General features: G+C 49.3%; 13 protein-coding genes. 7 read left to right on the top strand and 6 right to left on the bottom strand.

All coding sequences use genetic code 11. The features are described 5' to 3' along the window. Positions 1 to 55: 55 nt before the first annotated feature. Positions 56 to 1,063, bottom strand: coding sequence for a class II fructose-bisphosphatase (gene glpX / locus MTO69_RS12645; RefSeq protein WP_248329691.1), 1,008 nt, complete (start codon positions 1,061 to 1,063; stop codon positions 56 to 58). A 313-nt stretch (positions 1,064 to 1,376) separates the two neighbouring features. On the opposite strand from glpX, the gene zapB reads away from it, so the two are divergent. Beyond that, positions 1,377 to 1,619 carry a cell division protein ZapB gene (zapB, locus tag MTO69_RS12640; protein WP_248329689.1) on the top strand — a complete coding sequence of 81 codons (243 nt, stop codon included), beginning with the start codon at positions 1,377 to 1,379 and terminating at the stop codon, positions 1,617 to 1,619. A gap of 72 nt (positions 1,620 to 1,691) precedes the next feature. Here the strand turns inward: zapB and metF are convergent, their stop codons facing one another. The 3 genes from metF to MTO69_RS12625 all read right to left on the bottom strand — a co-directional run bounded on the left by metF (position 1,692) and on the right by MTO69_RS12625 (position 6,386). Next, on the bottom strand, positions 1,692 to 2,582 hold the full coding sequence (metF, locus tag MTO69_RS12635) for a methylenetetrahydrofolate reductase (protein ID WP_248329687.1): 891 nt from the start codon (positions 2,580 to 2,582) through the stop codon (positions 1,692 to 1,694). A 223-nt stretch (positions 2,583 to 2,805) separates the two neighbouring features. Further along, positions 2,806 to 5,220 (bottom strand): bifunctional aspartate kinase/homoserine dehydrogenase II, encoded by a 2,415-nt coding sequence (locus MTO69_RS12630; protein WP_248329685.1) that lies wholly within the window; start codon positions 5,218 to 5,220, stop codon positions 2,806 to 2,808. Next, entirely contained in the window at positions 5,220 to 6,386 is a 1,167-nt protein-coding gene (locus MTO69_RS12625; RefSeq protein WP_248329683.1) for an O-succinylhomoserine (thiol)-lyase, read from the bottom strand. Before MTO69_RS12625 ends, MTO69_RS12630 begins: the two co-directional genes overlap by 1 nt. Before the next feature lie 215 nt (positions 6,387 to 6,601). On the opposite strand from MTO69_RS12625, the gene metJ reads away from it, so the two are divergent. Next, positions 6,602 to 6,919, top strand: coding sequence for a met regulon transcriptional regulator MetJ (metJ, locus tag MTO69_RS12620; protein WP_176286713.1), 318 nt, complete (start codon positions 6,602 to 6,604; stop codon positions 6,917 to 6,919). Between the two features lie 82 nt (positions 6,920 to 7,001). Here metJ and MTO69_RS12615 read toward each other — a convergent pair whose 3' ends face one another. Together MTO69_RS12615 and rpmE are read right to left on the bottom strand one after the other, a co-directional pair. Continuing rightward, on the bottom strand, positions 7,002 to 8,279 hold the full coding sequence (locus MTO69_RS12615) for a malic enzyme-like NAD(P)-binding protein (RefSeq protein WP_248329681.1): 1,278 nt from the start codon (positions 8,277 to 8,279) through the stop codon (positions 7,002 to 7,004). Positions 8,280 to 8,539: 260 nt separating this feature from the next. Then, entirely contained in the window at positions 8,540 to 8,758 is a 219-nt protein-coding gene (gene rpmE / locus MTO69_RS12610; protein ID WP_176286715.1) for a 50S ribosomal protein L31, read from the bottom strand. Positions 8,759 to 9,038: 280 nt separating this feature from the next. Here rpmE and priA point away from each other — a divergent pair, with 280 nt between their 5' ends. From priA to hslU, 5 genes are all read left to right on the top strand, one after another. Next, entirely contained in the window at positions 9,039 to 11,240 is a 2,202-nt protein-coding gene (gene priA / locus MTO69_RS12605; protein ID WP_248329679.1) for a primosomal protein N', read from the top strand. Between the two features lie 350 nt (positions 11,241 to 11,590). Then, the gene (gene cytR / locus MTO69_RS12600; protein WP_248329677.1) at positions 11,591 to 12,598 is read left to right on the top strand and encodes a DNA-binding transcriptional regulator CytR; all 1,008 of its coding nucleotides are present in this window, start codon (positions 11,591 to 11,593) and stop codon (positions 12,596 to 12,598) included. A gap of 118 nt (positions 12,599 to 12,716) precedes the next feature. Next, positions 12,717 to 13,265, top strand: coding sequence for an SPOR domain-containing protein (locus tag MTO69_RS12595; protein WP_248329675.1), 549 nt, complete (start codon positions 12,717 to 12,719; stop codon positions 13,263 to 13,265). Positions 13,266 to 13,400: 135 nt separating this feature from the next. Beyond that, entirely contained in the window at positions 13,401 to 13,943 is a 543-nt protein-coding gene (hslV, locus tag MTO69_RS12590; protein WP_176286719.1) for an ATP-dependent protease subunit HslV, read from the top strand. Between the two features lie 40 nt (positions 13,944 to 13,983). After that, positions 13,984 to 15,318 carry an HslU--HslV peptidase ATPase subunit gene (gene hslU, locus MTO69_RS12585; protein ID WP_248329673.1) on the top strand — a complete coding sequence of 445 codons (1,335 nt, stop codon included), beginning with the start codon at positions 13,984 to 13,986 and terminating at the stop codon, positions 15,316 to 15,318. Positions 15,319 to 15,456: the final 138 nt, after the last annotated feature.

The raw sequence follows: 15,456 nt of genomic DNA, 5'->3' as shown, positions 1-15,456 counted from the left end.
CCACCGAAAAGGTGGCCTGCGTAGTTGCTATTGAATGAATTGCTCTATCAATGGTTTAGAGAATAATGTCTCTCACTTCTGGATCTTTACGCTCGAGATAGTGGGTCGATTTGATGCGACGAATCGTGCGGCAACGGCCACGGATTAGCAAGGTTTCGGTTGTCGCTATATTGCCTTGGCGAGCAATGCCCTCTAACAGGTCACCTTTAGTAATGCCTGTCGCAGAGAAAATAACATTGTCACTGCGAGCCATATCTTCCATTGCGAGTACGATATTTGCTTGTACTCCCATCTCTTCACAGCGTTTTAGTTCTGCAGCGCCATAGATGCGGTTTTCCTCGGTGTCACCTTTTACTTCATGGCGTGGCAGTAATCGGCCATGCATGTCGCCATCAAGAGCGCGAATCACCGCGGCAGAGACAACGCCCTCTGGCGCGCCACCGATACAGTACATCGCATCCACTTCACTATCTGGCATACAGGTAAGAATTGAGGCAGCAACATCGCCATCTGGCACAGCAAAAACGCGAACGCCCATGGCTTGCATCTCGGCAATAACATCATCATGTCGAGGCTTGGCTAAGGTAACAACTACTAGTGTGTCGATAGACTTATTGAGCGCAGAGGCGATGTTTTCTAAGTTCTCTTTGAGCGGCTTGTTGAGGTCAATGCAACCTTTAGCGCCGGGGCCAACGACTAACTTTTCCATATACATATCGGGTGCTTTTAGAAAGCTGCCCTTTTCGCCTGCTGCCAACACCGCTAAGGCGTTCGATTGCCCCATTGCAGTCATTCGAGTACCTTCGATTGGATCGACGGCGATATCGACTTCGTCGCCGCCAAGGCCCACTTGTTCACCGATGTAAAGCATAGGTGCATCATCGATTTCACCCTCACCAATAACGATTTCGCCGCTGATCTCGGTTTTATTGAGTAGGCTGCGCATGACTTCGACTGCTGCACCGTCTGCGGCATTCTTATCGCCTCGACCCAGCCACTTATATCCGGCAAGGGCTGCGCCTTCGGTAACTCGAGAAAAGGCCATTGCTAAATCGCGTTTCATGATGACTCCAATATAAAAGGAAAGAGAGAATTTGAACCGGCCGAATTTTAGCACATCAAAAAGGAAACGTTTGCTTTTTTGCTAGATTAACCATTGAACTGGATCAATCATGCTGGTTATATTGAGTCTCAATTGCTCTCAACACCGCTGAAGTTAGGGTATTGTCAATTTGCGCTGAATTTTTAATCGAATGGCGCAAAAACTACAACATAGGGAGTGTTTCTCTGCTCTCGCCTGAGTAGAATGGTAGCAAATGAGGTTTTGGTCACCGATGATCAAATCCCTTCTCAGAATAACCTATAGGTAGGCTAAGATGTCTTTTGAAGTACTAGAACAATTAGAAGCAAAAATTCAAACCGCTGTTGATACGATTGCCCTTCTACAGATGGAAGTGGAAGAGCTGAAAGAAGAGAAAGAGAAGTTAGCGGCTGAAGCAAACGAACTGCGTAGCAGCCGTGAAGAGCTGGAGCAAAAGGCGCAACAAATGCAGCAAGAGCATACCGCGTGGCAAGAGCGCATCCGTAACTTGCTGGGCAAAATGGACGAAGTTGAGTAATCGACATTTCCTGAATAGCAAAAGGCTGAACCTAGTGGTTCAGCCTTTTTAGTTTTAAGTACTCAATGATGTTTAGACTTGAGGACGCACACCTAACGTGTGGCAAAGTGCATAAGTCATTTCGGCGCGGTTTAGTGTGTAGAAGTGGAAATCTTTTACCCCTTCACGACTTAATATACGCACCATGTCAATCGCTTGGCTGGCACCAACCAGTTGGCGGGTGGTTGGGTCATCATCGAGCCCTTCAAATTGTTTAGCCATCCAGCCTGGCACTTTCACCGCATTTTGCGCGGCAAATCGAGAGGCTTGTTTGAAGTTAGAGACAGGGAGAATGCCCGGTACAATTTCGACATCAATGCCTGCGGCGACACAGCGGTCACGAAAGCGTAGGTAGCTTTCTACGTCAAAAAAGAACTGGGTAATCGCTCGGTTTGCGCCAGCGTCGACTTTGCGTTTTAGGTTGAGTAGATCGGCCTGAGCACTTTTTGCCTCAGGGTGGACTTCTGGGAAAGCAGCGACAGAGATATCAAAGTCATGACGCGCTTTTAATAGCTCAACTAAGTCAGAGGCATACATGTCAGGCTTGCCACCACCTGGTGGGATGTCGCCACGCAGCGCGACGATATTGTGGATACCGTTCGCCCAGTAATCGTCGGCGATTTGGATCAGTTCTTCTCGGGATGCGTCGATACAGGTTAAGTGTGGGGCTGCAACCAAACCAGTCTCTGATTTGATTTCTTTAATGATCGAGTGAGTTCTGTCGCGCTCTCCTGAGTTTGCCCCGTAAGTAACAGAAACAAACTTTGGCTTAAGCTCTTTCAGGCGATGGACCGAATTCCACAGCGTTTCTTCCATTTTCTCGTTGCTTGGCGGAAAAAACTCAAAAGACACATTAATATTGTCAGACAGTTCAGCAATATTCTGATTTAAAGCGTCGATATGACTGGCGTGTGTGTATCCCATCTTACTCTCTCCCTGTGGCAGCCCTGCCAACAAACTAAATATTCAAATCGACGTTTAGACGTCTATATGTCTACAGAATGTATTGAATACGTTTTAAAGTCAACTATGTCAGTATGAATTTTTCTCAAGTTAATAATGAGCAGTTTTCAACTTAGTCGCCAGCCTTAGTTATCGCACTGATGAGCGATAAAAAAGGCGCTAGCTTAATACTAGCGCCCTATATCTAAAGTAGGCTGGAGAGTAGGTTGAGGTCTGATTGGATTGCGCCTGCGGTGACCTCTCGCCCCGCGCCAGGACCACGAATCACCAACGGGTTATCTTTATACCATTTGCTCTCAATCGCAAAGATGTTGTCACAGGGAAGCAGGTTCGCTAGTGCATGCTCTTTGCTGAGTGCCTCCACCCCAACGGTGGCTTTGCCGTTTTTCTCTAGGCGGGCAACATAACGCAGAACTTTGTCTTCACGTTGCGCTTTTTGCAGCCGCTCGGCGAGTAGCTCGCTCAGCAGTTGGCTGTTATCAAAAAACTCATCCAGTGATAACTCAGCCAGTTCATCGGGCACTAGGCTTTCTACTTTAACCGCTTCTGGCTCCAGGGCTAATCCCGACTCACGGGCGAGGATAACCAACTTACGCATTACGTCTGAGCCGTCGAGGTCGCTTCGAGGGTCCGGCTCAGTGAGCCCTTGCTGCCAGGCGAGGTCAACCAGTTCTGCAAAAGGGACGCTGCCGTCATACTGCTGAAACAGCCATGATAAGGTGCCAGAAAAAATACCCGATAAAGCGGTAATATCATCGCCACTCTCACGCAGATCTCTCACCGTATGGTTAATCGGCAGACCTGCACCGACCGTGGCGTTGTACAGCCAGTGGCGATTAATTTTCGCGAACGCATCTTGGACTTGATGGTAGTACTGGCTTGAGGCTGAGCCAGCAACTTTATTGGCAGAAATGAGGTGCATCCCTTGCTCGGCAATCTCTAAATAGCGTCCTGCGAGTTCTTTGCTGGCGGTGACGTCGAGCACGACCAAATCATCATAGCCCTGGATTGCGCCGAGCTTTTCTATCCATTGACCATCTTGGTAACTTACCGCTTCTTCATCAAAATGAGCGCTGACTTGGTTCGGGTCTATCCCTGCGGGATTGAACCAATAGGTTTGGCTATCGATGACGGCAACCAACTCAAAGTTCATGCCGTGGCGCTTTTCGAGTTCGGTCTTTTGCTCGCTAAATAGCGTTAACCAACTTGAGCCGATGTTGCCTTTACCACACAAGGCAATGGCGACGCGCTTTTGCGCTTGAAATAACTGACTATGAATGGCTTTCACCAGAGGGTGAGTCTGAGTCTGACGCAATACCGCGACTAGGCTTAATCCGGACAGCGACTCAGAAATGAACTCGACCGGCGCATTTTTGAGTTGTTGGTAAAAGCCATAGCAGTGATTCGGGTTTTTGGTGACACCAGCGCCGACCGCGGCAACCATGGAGTAACCCTCTTTGAGTTTTAGCTCAGCTTCAAAGGCGACGTCTTGCAGGTGCTCAAGAGCGCCGCCGACGATTTCACTGGTGTAAGCCAAGTTAATTCGATGCTTGTCTGGCTGTGCTTCATAAGTGAGTGGTTCAAGTTGCGCTCGCTTGAGACTAGACAAGACTTCGCGCTCTAGGCGCTCAAAGTTGTGTCCTGCGGCGAAACTGAGTTGAATCAACAGCACCTCATCCAGAGAAGAGATAATTTTGGCTCCGCGTCCTGACGCCAAGACGCGCTCAATACGGGTAGAACCAGACTCGGGTTGATAGCTGCAACGCAAGTGCAGATCCATCGTGCTCTGGGCCACAGGCTGCAGAGTGCGGCTATGCAGTACGGGCGCGGCCAAGCGCGCGAGCTCGCTGGCTTCATCGAGTCTGAGTAGCGGCAGCAAACAAGCGTCGCTGACCAGTCTTGGGTCGGCACTGTATACCCCAGCGACGTCACTCCAGATAGTCACACGGCTCACTTCCGCCAGTGCGCCAATAACGGTAGCGGAATAATCTGAGCCATTACGACCGAGCAGAACCGTATGCCCTTGTGTGTCTCGAGCCATAAAGCCGGTGATCACCACCCGATGATGCGCGTGCTGAATCAGGGCTTCTTTAATCAGCGGGTAAGAGGCACCGAAGTCTACCTCAGGCTGTGTGCCCGATTCCGCGCGTAAAAATGAGCGCGCGTCTTGAGCGACGGCGGCTAATCCGTTTTGATTAAGTAGTGCGGCAAGCAAACGTGAAGACCACACTTCACCATGGCCCAACACCGATGCTTTGTCTGCTTGAGTTAGCGGTGCGGTCAACTCGCCGAGCGTACTGAACTCATCGTGTAGTGTGGCGAGCAGCTGTTGCTGAGCCTCGCCCTCAATCAGTGATTCGATAAGCTCAGACTGATATTGACGTAAAGATTGCAACTCTTCATGGGCGAGGCGGCCATCTTTATGTAACGCTTCGGTGAAGGCGATCAATCTATTGGTGGTTTTGCCTGCGGCAGAGACAACAATCAGATCGTCGCTGTTTGAGTATTGTTTTAAAATGCCCGCAACGCGTTGATAGCAATCTGGGTCAGCGAGGCTGCTGCCACCAAATTTATGCAGTTGGCGAGGAGTCTTAGACATTATTGCGCCTCCTTGACTGTCGCAAAGGCTTGCTTGAGATCGTCAATGAGATCGTCGCTGTCTTCTAAACCCACAGACAGACGCAGCAACAGTTGAGAAATGCCCGCTTCTGCCAAGGCGACGTCACCCATCGCACGGTGAGTCATTGAGGCAGGATGACAAATCAGGCTCTCCACCCCACCGAGAGATTCGGCCAAAGAGAACAGTTCAAGTTGGCCGACAAACGCCTTCAATTGCTCAAAGCTGCCTGCAAACTCAAAGCTCAACATAGAGCCAAAGCCACTTTGTTGCTTTTTGGCAATCTCATGCCCTGGATGCTCGGGCAGGCTAGGGTGATAGATGGTGCCGACCAAAGGCTCGCTTTGCAGATAGTGCAAAATGGCATTGGCACTCTCTTCGTGCGCTTTCATTCTCGCGCCTAAGGTGCGAATGCCACGCAGGGTCATGTAGCTGTCGAAAGGGGTACCCGTGGCGCCCAGGCAGTTGCCCCACCACGCAAGCTCCTCAGCATGTTGCTCTGTTTTGGTGATCACCACACCGCCAATAACATCAGAGTGGCCGTTGATGTACTTAGTCGTCGAATGGATAACAAAATCTGCTCCAAGCTCAAGCGGCTTTTGGAAAACGGGCGTCAAGAAGGTATTGTCGACCGCCACCAGAGCTCCAACTTGATGCGCTTGCTGGCAGACCTGTTCAATGTCCACCACGCGCACTAGAGGGTTGGATGGGGTTTCGAGCAAAACAAGCTTTGGCTTTTGGCTCAATGCATCGGCGAGCGCTTGTGGGTCGGATTGATCGACAAATAGGACTTTGAAGTCCCCTTTATTGGCCCGCGTATTGAATAGACGGTAGGTGCCGCCATAACAGTCGTGAGGAGCGACAATCAAATCCTGAGGCCCCAAGAAAGCCGATACCCAAAGGTTGAGTGCCGAAGTTCCGCAGTTGGTTACCACCGCGCCTTTACCTGATTCGAGCTCGTACAGGGCGGTTTCTAGTAAGCCACGATTAGGATTACCTGAGCGGGTATAGTCATATTTTGGTACTTCCCCAAACGCAGGGAAACCATAGTTCGTCGAGAGATAAATAGGGGGAACAACGGCGTGATGTTGAGTGTCTGACTCGATACCAGTACGTACCGCGATTGTGGCTGGTTTGCGGGTGCTCATAGGTGTTTCCTTTCGAACTATCGTGACTATTTGTGGGGAATACGCTATACCTGAACGGGTAAAAGCAGCGCTTCCTGCTCCATATCTCACCACTTTACTTGTCAAAAATGTGGACGTCAATACTTCTAGACGTCTATATGTCTTTGCTTGTGGACATAAATCCCGCTAAAATTGCGGTTTCTAATTTAAAACACAATTATTTACAAAGGTGCGCAATGGCAGACTGGAATGGCGAATACATTAGCCCATACGCTGAGCATGGAAAGAAAAGTGAACAAGTAAAGAAGATCACTGTTTCTATTCCATTGAAAGTATTAAAGGTTTTAACTGATGAGCGCACGCGTCGTCAGATCAATAACCTACGCCATGCGACCAACAGTGAGTTGCTGTGCGAAGCGTTTTTGCATGCGTATACCGGACAGCCACTACCGACGGATGAAGATTTGCGTAAAGATCGTCCGGATGATATTCCGGCCGAAGTCAAAAAACTGATGACCGAAATGGGCATCGAGTTTGAAGCATTTGATGAATAGAACCCTTGCACCTAATTTTTCGCTTAGCGCCTAATAAAAAAAACCGCTGTATCAAACAGCGGTTTTTATTGCAACTTGTATCTTACTCGCTCATGTAGTTTTCAGGCATTTCGATACGTGCAACACCAGAATCTACTGCTGCTTGAGCCACGGCTTTCGCCACGCGAGGCAGTAGTCGCGGATCCATTGGTTTAGGAATGATGTAATCAGGACCAAAAGAAAGCTTATCAATGCCCGCAGCAGTGAGCACTTCAGCCGGGACCTCTTCTTTGGCTAGTTGACGAATCGCTTCAACGGCGGCAAGTTTCATCTCATCATTAATTTCACTGGCGCGTACATCCAGAGCGCCGCGGAAAATGAATGGGAAACAGAGTACATTGTTGACTTGGTTTGGGTAATCACTGCGACCAGTACCCATGATTAGGTCTTGGCGAACTTGTTGAGCAAGCTCTGGCTTGATTTCTGGATCTGGGTTTGAACAAGCAAATACCACAGGCTTGTATGCCATCAGTGCCAGCGCTTCTGGAGACAGCAGGTTTGGCCCCGATACGCCAAGGAACAAGTCAGCGCCTTCAATTACATCTTCCAGCGTACGTTTATCTGTGTTGTTGGCAAACAGTTGCTTGTACTCATTTAGGTCGTCACGACGGGTGTGAATAACGCCTTTGCGGTCAAGCATGTAAATTTTCTCGCGCATCGCGCCACATTTGATCAGCAGTTCCATACAGGCGACGGCCGCAGCACCTGCCCCCAGACACACGATAGTTGCGTCTTGCAGTTTCTTTCCTTGTAACTCAATCGCATTGAGCATACCTGCTGCGGTGACAATCGCGGTACCATGCTGATCGTCGTGGAAGACCGGCACATCACAACGCTCAATCAGCTGCTTTTCAATCTCAAAACAGTCAGGTGCCTTGATATCTTCGAGGTTGATACCACCAAAGGTGTCGGCAATGTTTGCCACGGTATCGACAAACTCTTCGATAGTGCGGTGTTTCACTTCAATATCAATCGAATCAAGACCTGCAAAGCGCTTAAATAGCAGTGCTTTACCTTCCATCACAGGCTTTGATGCCATTGGGCCTAGATTACCTAAACCAAGAATAGCGGTACCGTTAGAGATCACCGCAACCATGTTGCCTTTTGCTGTGTACTTATAAACGTTATCGACGTTTTGCGCGATTTCACGTACAGGTTCTGCTACACCTGGGCTGTAGGCGAGAGCCAGATCTTTTGCTGTCTCGGCCGGCGTAGTGAGTTCGACCGAAATTTTGCCTGGGGTTGGGTAGGCATGGTAATCCAATGCTTGTTGACGAAATTGTTCTTCAGGGGATAGTGGTTGACGATTGTCATCAGACATAGGTGTGGGTACTCGTTAATAGTTATAAGGAAAGGGGGAACCCATTTTAGAGTAACTAAGTCAAGCTGCATAGGTCAGGATGCGAGCGGAAGCAATAAAAAGTAGTAAAAGTAGGCTGATAAGACCAGATATCAAGAGATATCGCTAGGTCTTGCCGTCATTGGTAACACAATGCACTGATAACGCCGAGATAACCTGATTATAGGCAACAAAAAAGGACGCCTGAGCGTCCTTTTCTTGATTCGATATCTAAGCAGTGATTACTTCTTGCTTGATAGAGCACCGAAACGCTTGTTGAAGCGATCAACACGGCCGCCTGTATCAACGATACGTTGCTTACCAGTGTAGAACGGGTGACATTTGTCACATACGTCTAGGTGGATAGAATCTTTGTCTAGCGTTGAGTTGAACTCAAAAGAGTTACCGCAAGAACAAGTCGCTTTAACTGCTTTGTACTCTGGGTGGATACCAGCTTTCATGGGAGAACCTCTGAATATAGGCCGTGTCGCTATCCGATGCTAAGCCGGACACCACACGTAGTTAATAAAAATTGCTTGGATACCGCTGCCAGTTGGCAAGCCATATCTCTAAGGCGCGATATAGTAATGAATCGAGACTCAGGGATCAAGCCGTTAGCGAAGAAAACTGCTACTTTTTTAGCCGCAAGGGGGAGGGGAGTATCTGACTGTCTCTCTTTCTTGTGCGGGGCTTTTCCCTTAGACTAAACCACGTTACCTCTCCAAGAGCTTGATAGCGATTATGCGCCCAACGATTGCTCGAGTTGCGCTGCCTGTGCCACTCGATAAACAATTTGACTATCTGATACCCAGTCACCTGTTTCCCATTATAGGGGGACGGGTCTCTGTACCATTTGGTCGTCAAACCTTGGTTGGGGTGGTCACGGCACTGACTCATGAATCGCAGTTTGATCAGAGCAAGCTCAAACCCATTCAACAAGTCCTCGACAACCAGCCCGTATGGCCGCAAAAACTCTACCAGTTATTACAGTGGTGCAGCCTTTATTATCAATACCCGCTGGGAGATACGCTTTTTAATGCCATGCCGAGTGCGCTGCGCAAAGGAAAGCCGGCGGACTTTGCCACTTTAGTCTCTTGGCAATTAACTCGTCAGGGCCGCGATCAACTGATGCAGGGATTTGGCCGAGCGGTGAAACAGGCTAAAGTGATGCATATGCTCGAAGGCGGGCCAGTGGCGCATCAAGCCATGCTTGATCAGGAGATAAGCTCATCGGTGCTGAAAACCTTGGTCGAGAAAGGTTGGATTGAATCCGTTGAGAAAAAGCCAGAGCTCGGTCAATGGCCTCATGATATTGAAGCGGCGGTAGATAAGCCCAAACTCAATGCCGAGCAGGCGGTGGCGATTGCGACAGTTAATAGCAATGACGGGTTTGCTTGTTATCTGCTGGAAGGGGTAACCGGCTCGGGCAAAACCGAAGTCTACCTTAACCTGATTAAGCCCGTACTCGAGAAAGGCGAACAAGCGCTAGTATTGGTGCCAGAAATCGGCTTAACGCCACAAACCATCAATCGATTTAAAAAGCGCTTTAATGTCCCGGTCGAGGTGATCCATTCAGGATTGAATGATACGGAGCGTTTAAACGCTTGGCTTAGCGCTCGAGACAAGGCCGCGGGTATCGTGATTGGTACTCGCTCGGCGTTACTGACGCCATTTGCCAAGCTAGGCATCATTATTGTCGATGAAGAGCATGACGCTTCATACAAGCAACAAGACAGTTTGCGCTACCATGCTCGTGATGTTGCGGTGATGCGTGCCAGTAAAGAGCAGATCCCAATAGTGCTCGGCTCTGCCACTCCAGCCCTTGAGACTTTATATAATGCGCTGGCTGGCAAGTACCACCATTTGGTGCTGAGTGCGCGCGCAGGCAATGCGACCGCAACCACCAATAAAGTGCTTGATGTTAAAGGGCTCTATCTCGAAAGCGGCTTATCGGCCCCTTTGATTGCTGAGATGCGTAAACACCTCAATGCCGGCAATCAGGTGATGCTGTTTCTCAATCGGCGCGGTTTTTCACCGGCATTAATGTGCCATGACTGTGGCTGGATTGCTGAATGTAAGCGCTGCGATGCCTATTACACTTATCATCAACATAGTAACGAGATCCGTTGCCATCACTGCGGTTCACAGCAACCCATTATTCATCAATGCCAAGGGTGCGGCTCGACCCATTTAGTCACCGTTGGCGTGGGGACCGAGCAGCTTGAGACCCAATTAGCCGAGCTATTTCCTGATTACCGAACCATACGTATTGACCGTGACAGCACCCGGCGCAAAGGCAGCCTGGAAAGTGCGTTGGAGTCGATTCGTCGTGGTGAGTATCAGATCCTGATCGGCACTCAAATGTTAGCCAAGGGCCACCATTTTCCTGATGTGACATTAGTGGCGCTGCTGGATGTGGACGGCTCACTGTATAGTAGCGATTTTCGTGCCTCTGAACGCTTGGCACAGCTGTTTATTCAGGTCGCGGGTCGTGCAGGCCGTGCCAGCAAGCCGGGCGAGGTGATTTTACAAACCCACCACCCCGAGCATAGTTTGCTGCAAGCGCTGCTGAATAAGAGTTACCATTACTTTGCCGAAACCGCGCTGCAAGAGCGCAAAGTGGCGCAGTTACCCCCTTTCTCTTTTCTGACCTTGTTTCGCGCCGAGGCCAATCAGTCGGAGCTGGTGGAAACGTTCTTGCGCCAAGTTCGTCATACTTTGGAATCACACCCCCTGTTTGAGCAGGGATGCCAAGTGTTAGGCCCGACGCCCGCGCCGCTAGCCAAACGCGCCGGAAAGTTCCGTTGGCAGCTATTATTACAGACCGAAAGTCGTCCTGTGATGCAAAAGCTACTGACCAGTGCAAAGCCCGCCATTGCGCTGTTGCCCCACGCCAAAAAGGTGCGTTGGACACTCGATATCGAGCCGCAAGACTTGAGTTAACGGCTTACGCAATGGATGGCATAAATGGTCATCGCCAGCCTTTATCATAACTACGGCGTTCCCTATTCACGTTTTTTTCATTTATTTGTGATGAAGATCGCCTACTGACTGCTGATTTTGTTAAATCTCCCGTAACTTTGTGTTGTGAAATGAATACACTAGGTGAGTTGCAATGCGTTGTTTTCACATCATACTTTGCAAGTTAAACGATTGCTTAATGCAAGTAATTAGAAGATAGGTTTTAGCCTGCGAGTTCGTGCCGCTGTTTTTGCACTGACGGCATGATGTTTTATCTAGAGGCTTAGGTGGCATTGGCTACCAGATTGGAATATTTAAGAGGTTAGTACACTATGGCGACAATGAAGGATGTTGCCCAGCTTGCGGGAGTTTCGACAGCGACGGTTTCGCGTGCGCTAATGAATCCGGAAAAAGTATCATCAGCGACGAGAAAACGAGTAGAAGACGCTGTTTTAGAAGCTGGATATTCACCAAATTCGTTGGCAAGGAATCTGCGCCGCAACGAATCCAAAACGATCATCGCGATCATTCCTGATATCTGTGACCCTTATTACACTGAAATCATTCGCGGCATCGAAGACGCGGCGATGGAGCATGGCTACATTGTACTACTAGGCGATAGTGGTCAGCAGAAAAAGCGCGAGAGCTCGTTCGTCAACCTTGTATTCACCAAGCAAGCCGATGGCATGTTACTGCTCGGTACAGATTTGCCGTTTGATGTCAGCAAACCCGAGCAGAAAAACTTACCGCCTATGGTGATGGCGTGTGAATATGCGCCTGAGCTGGAGCTTCCTACGGTGCATATCGACAACTTGACCTCTGCTTTTGAAGCGGTCAACTACCTCACTCAAATGGGGCATAAGCGCATCGCCGAGATATCTGGACCACAGTCCGCGGCTCTGTGTCATTTCCGTCAGCAGGGGTACCAGCAAGCGCTGCGCCGAGCCGGAGTGACGATGAACCCTAACTATCGTGCATTTGGCGATTTCAGCTTTGAATCGGGTGCGCGAGCGGTACGTCAATTACTGTCGTTGCCTGAGCCGCCGACCGCTGTGTTCTGCCACAACGACGCGATGGCGATCGGTGCGATTCAAGAAGCGAAAAAGCTTGGCATCCGAGTGCCTCAAGACTTGTCTGTTGTTGGCTTCGACGATATTCAGTTCGCTCAGTACTGCGATCCACCGTTAACGACGATTTCTCAGCCTCGTTACGAGATTGGCCGTCAAGCTATGCTGATGATGCTAGAACTGCTGCGTGGTCATGACGTACGAGCTGGCTCGCGTTTGCTTGAAACCACACTCGTGGTTCGCGACAGTGCCGCGCCACCACGCGTGATATAAAAGAGTTTAGAATTGGGCGGCGCATTTTGATGCGCCGCTTCCATTTCAATACTGTTCTCACGTCGCAATCTGCTTTAACATATCGCTCAATTGACATTAATTTCATTGATATTCTGTCGTGGCCAATCGAGATTACGTAAAAAGAGGGCGTGGCACCAATAGCCGCAAGCCCACCAAAAAGAAAACCCCAGCACGAGGTAAACCATGGCGCAGTGGCCTACTGGCCGTGACCTTGGTGGCTGCTTTTGGCTATGGACTGTATTTGCTGAGTCAAGATCCGGAGCCACCGACACCTGTTGCTCAGCCGGCGAAACCTCAGCCGAAGCCAAAACCTCAAACTGCCTTACCGCCACCGCCTGAAGAAAAGTGGGATTACGTCGAGTCGCTACCGAGTCGAGAAGTGGAAGTGCAAGCCAAAGAACAAGTGGTGTCGGAAATTCCTTATATCATGCAGTGTGGTGCCTTCAAGAACGCCAAAGATGCCGAAGCGCGTAAGCTCGATATCGCGTTCCAAGGTATTAACAGCAAGATTCGTAAGAAAGAAGACAGCAGTTGGTATCGCGTGGTGCTGGGGCCCTACAAGTTTAAGCGCGACGCCGAACGCGACAAGCACAAATTGCAGCGAGCCAAGATAGAGCCGTGCGCGATTTGGAAAGAGGCGCAATAAAACCCTGCAATAACGAACCCGAATGGGTTCGTTTTTTTTGGTGGTGTTTCTCCGCTGGGTTTACCCTTGAATTCGCAAATCTTCAACCTCATATTGTTTCTATCACTGAATGAAAAAAATTATGAGGCCCTACTCGTGACTACCATTGTATCCGTACGTCGTAATAACAAAGTCGTCATCGCTGGTGATGGACAAGTATCGCTAGGTAACACAGTAATGAAGGGCAATGCGCGCAAAGTGCGTCGCCTCTATAACAACAAGGTTCTAGCGGGCTTTGCTGGTGGCACCGCAGATGCTTTTACTCTGTTTGAGCGCTTTGAAAGCAAGTTGCAAATGCACCAAGGCCACCTAACCAAGGCAGCGGTTGAACTGGCAAAAGATTGGCGCAGTGACCGCGCTCTGCGTAAATTGGAAGCGCTGCTGGCCGTTGCCGATGAAACCGCTTCTTTGATCATCACCGGTAACGGTGACGTAGTGCAGCCTGAAAACGATCTGATTGCGATTGGCTCTGGCGGCAACTTCGCTCAAGCTGCGGCAACCGCACTGCTAGAAAATACCGATTTAGATGCGCGTGAAATCGCGGAAAAATCACTCAAAATTGCTGGTGACATTTGTGTCTTCACCAACCATCATCACACTATTGAAGAACTAGAAACCTCTGCCGAGCATGCTGAGTAAAACCAAAGATAGTGGCCAACCAATCTTAAGGAACTGAACTATGTCTGAAATGACACCTCGTGAAATTGTGCACGAACTTAACCGCCATATTATCGGTCAGGAAAAGGCTAAGCGCTCGGTCGCGATTGCGCTGCGTAACCGCTGGCGCCGTATGCAGCTTGAAGAGAGCTTGCGCGTTGAGGTTACCCCAAAAAATATTCTGATGATTGGCCCAACCGGTGTCGGTAAAACTGAGATTGCACGTCGATTGGCAAAGTTGGCCAACGCTCCGTTTATTAAAGTTGAAGCCACCAAGTTTACCGAAGTGGGTTACGTAGGTAAGGAAGTCGAGACGATTATCCGCGACCTGACTGATGTGGCGATAAAAATGACCCATCAGCAGGCAATGGAGAAAGTGAAGTTCCGCGCTGAAGAGCAGGCGGAAGAACGAATTCTCGATGCGCTATTGCCACCTGCGCGTGACGCTTGGGGACAAAATGAGCAGCAGGATGAAAGCGCATCCAACACACGTCAAATCTTCCGTAAGAAATTACGTGAAGGCAAACTCGACGATAAAGAAATTGAAATTGATATCGCGGCACCGCAGATGGGTGTTGAAATCATGGCGCCTCCTGGCATGGAAGAGATGACCAATCAGCTGCAAGGCATGTTCCAAAACCTAGCGGGCGATACCAAGAAAAAACGCAAGCTGAAGATCAAAGATGCCTTCAAAGCGCTTACTGAAGAAGAAGCAGCGAAACTGGTCAATCAAGAAGAGCTAAAAGAGCAAGCCATCTACAATGTTGAGAACAACGGTATCGTCTTTATCGATGAGATCGACAAGATTTGTAAGCGTGGTGAGAGCTCGGGCCCTGATGTTTCGCGTGAAGGGGTGCAACGTGATCTGCTCCCTTTGATTGAAGGCAGCACAGTGTCGACTAAGCATGGCATGGTTAAAACTGACCACATTCTGTTTGTTGCTTCTGGCGCTTTCCAAGTAGCGAAACCATCTGACTTGATCCCTGAGTTGCAAGGTCGTTTGCCAATCCGCGTTGAGCTAGAAGCGCTATCAAGCCATGACTTTAAGCGCATTCTTACTGAGCCAAAAGCGTCGCTGACGGAGCAGTACATTGCGCTGATGAAAACCGAGCAGGTCGATATCGAGTTCACCGAAGAAGGCATTACCCAAATTGCTGAAGCCGCTTGGACGGTGAATGAAACCACAGAAAACATTGGTGCGCGTCGTTTACACACGGTGATGGAGCGACTAATGGATGAGATTTCATTCGAAGCCACCGACAAGTCGGGTACTAAGCTGGTCATTGATGCTGACTATGTGAAGTCACGTCTTGGTGAGTTTGTTGAAGATGAAGATCTCAGTCGCTTCATCCTATAAGTAATCGCATCCTATGCTTGAATCACAAAGCCGACCTTAGGGTCGGCTTTGTTGATCTTGGTCTCTTTTTATTGCCGATGTGAATTATTCGGAAATAATTCACAAATTTAATCAATCTTTCGATTATTCCTTTCTCTC

It is taken from the genome of Vibrio sinaloensis, assembly GCF_023195835.1.
GTDB lineage: Bacteria > Pseudomonadota > Gammaproteobacteria > Enterobacterales > Vibrionaceae > Vibrio > Vibrio sinaloensis_C.
Note: the sequence above shows the minus strand (reverse complement) of the source record. Positions and strands in the feature narration are given on the sequence as shown.

What these genes read in the sequence shown, in the direction of transcription:
- glpX (WP_248329691.1), bottom strand. Translation starts at nt 1,063, where the DNA reads ATGAAACGCGATTTAGCAATGGCCTTTTCTCGAGTTACCGAAGGCGCA.
- zapB (WP_248329689.1), top strand. Translation starts at nt 1,377, where the DNA reads ATGTCTTTTGAAGTACTAGAACAATTAGAAGCAAAAATTCAAACCGCT.
- metF (WP_248329687.1), bottom strand. Translation starts at nt 2,582, where the DNA reads ATGGGATACACACACGCCAGTCATATCGACGCTTTAAATCAGAATATT.
- MTO69_RS12630 (WP_248329685.1), bottom strand. Translation starts at nt 5,220, where the DNA reads ATGTCTAAGACTCCTCGCCAACTGCATAAATTTGGTGGCAGCAGCCTC.
- MTO69_RS12625 (WP_248329683.1), bottom strand. Translation starts at nt 6,386, where the DNA reads ATGAGCACCCGCAAACCAGCCACAATCGCGGTACGTACTGGTATCGAG.
- metJ (WP_176286713.1), top strand. Translation starts at nt 6,602, where the DNA reads ATGGCAGACTGGAATGGCGAATACATTAGCCCATACGCTGAGCATGGA.
- MTO69_RS12615 (WP_248329681.1), bottom strand. Translation starts at nt 8,279, where the DNA reads ATGTCTGATGACAATCGTCAACCACTATCCCCTGAAGAACAATTTCGT.
- rpmE (WP_176286715.1), bottom strand. Translation starts at nt 8,758, where the DNA reads ATGAAAGCTGGTATCCACCCAGAGTACAAAGCAGTTAAAGCGACTTGT.
- priA (WP_248329679.1), top strand. Translation starts at nt 9,039, where the DNA reads ATGCGCCCAACGATTGCTCGAGTTGCGCTGCCTGTGCCACTCGATAAA.
- cytR (WP_248329677.1), top strand. Translation starts at nt 11,591, where the DNA reads ATGGCGACAATGAAGGATGTTGCCCAGCTTGCGGGAGTTTCGACAGCG.
- hslU (WP_248329673.1), top strand. Translation starts at nt 13,984, where the DNA reads ATGTCTGAAATGACACCTCGTGAAATTGTGCACGAACTTAACCGCCAT.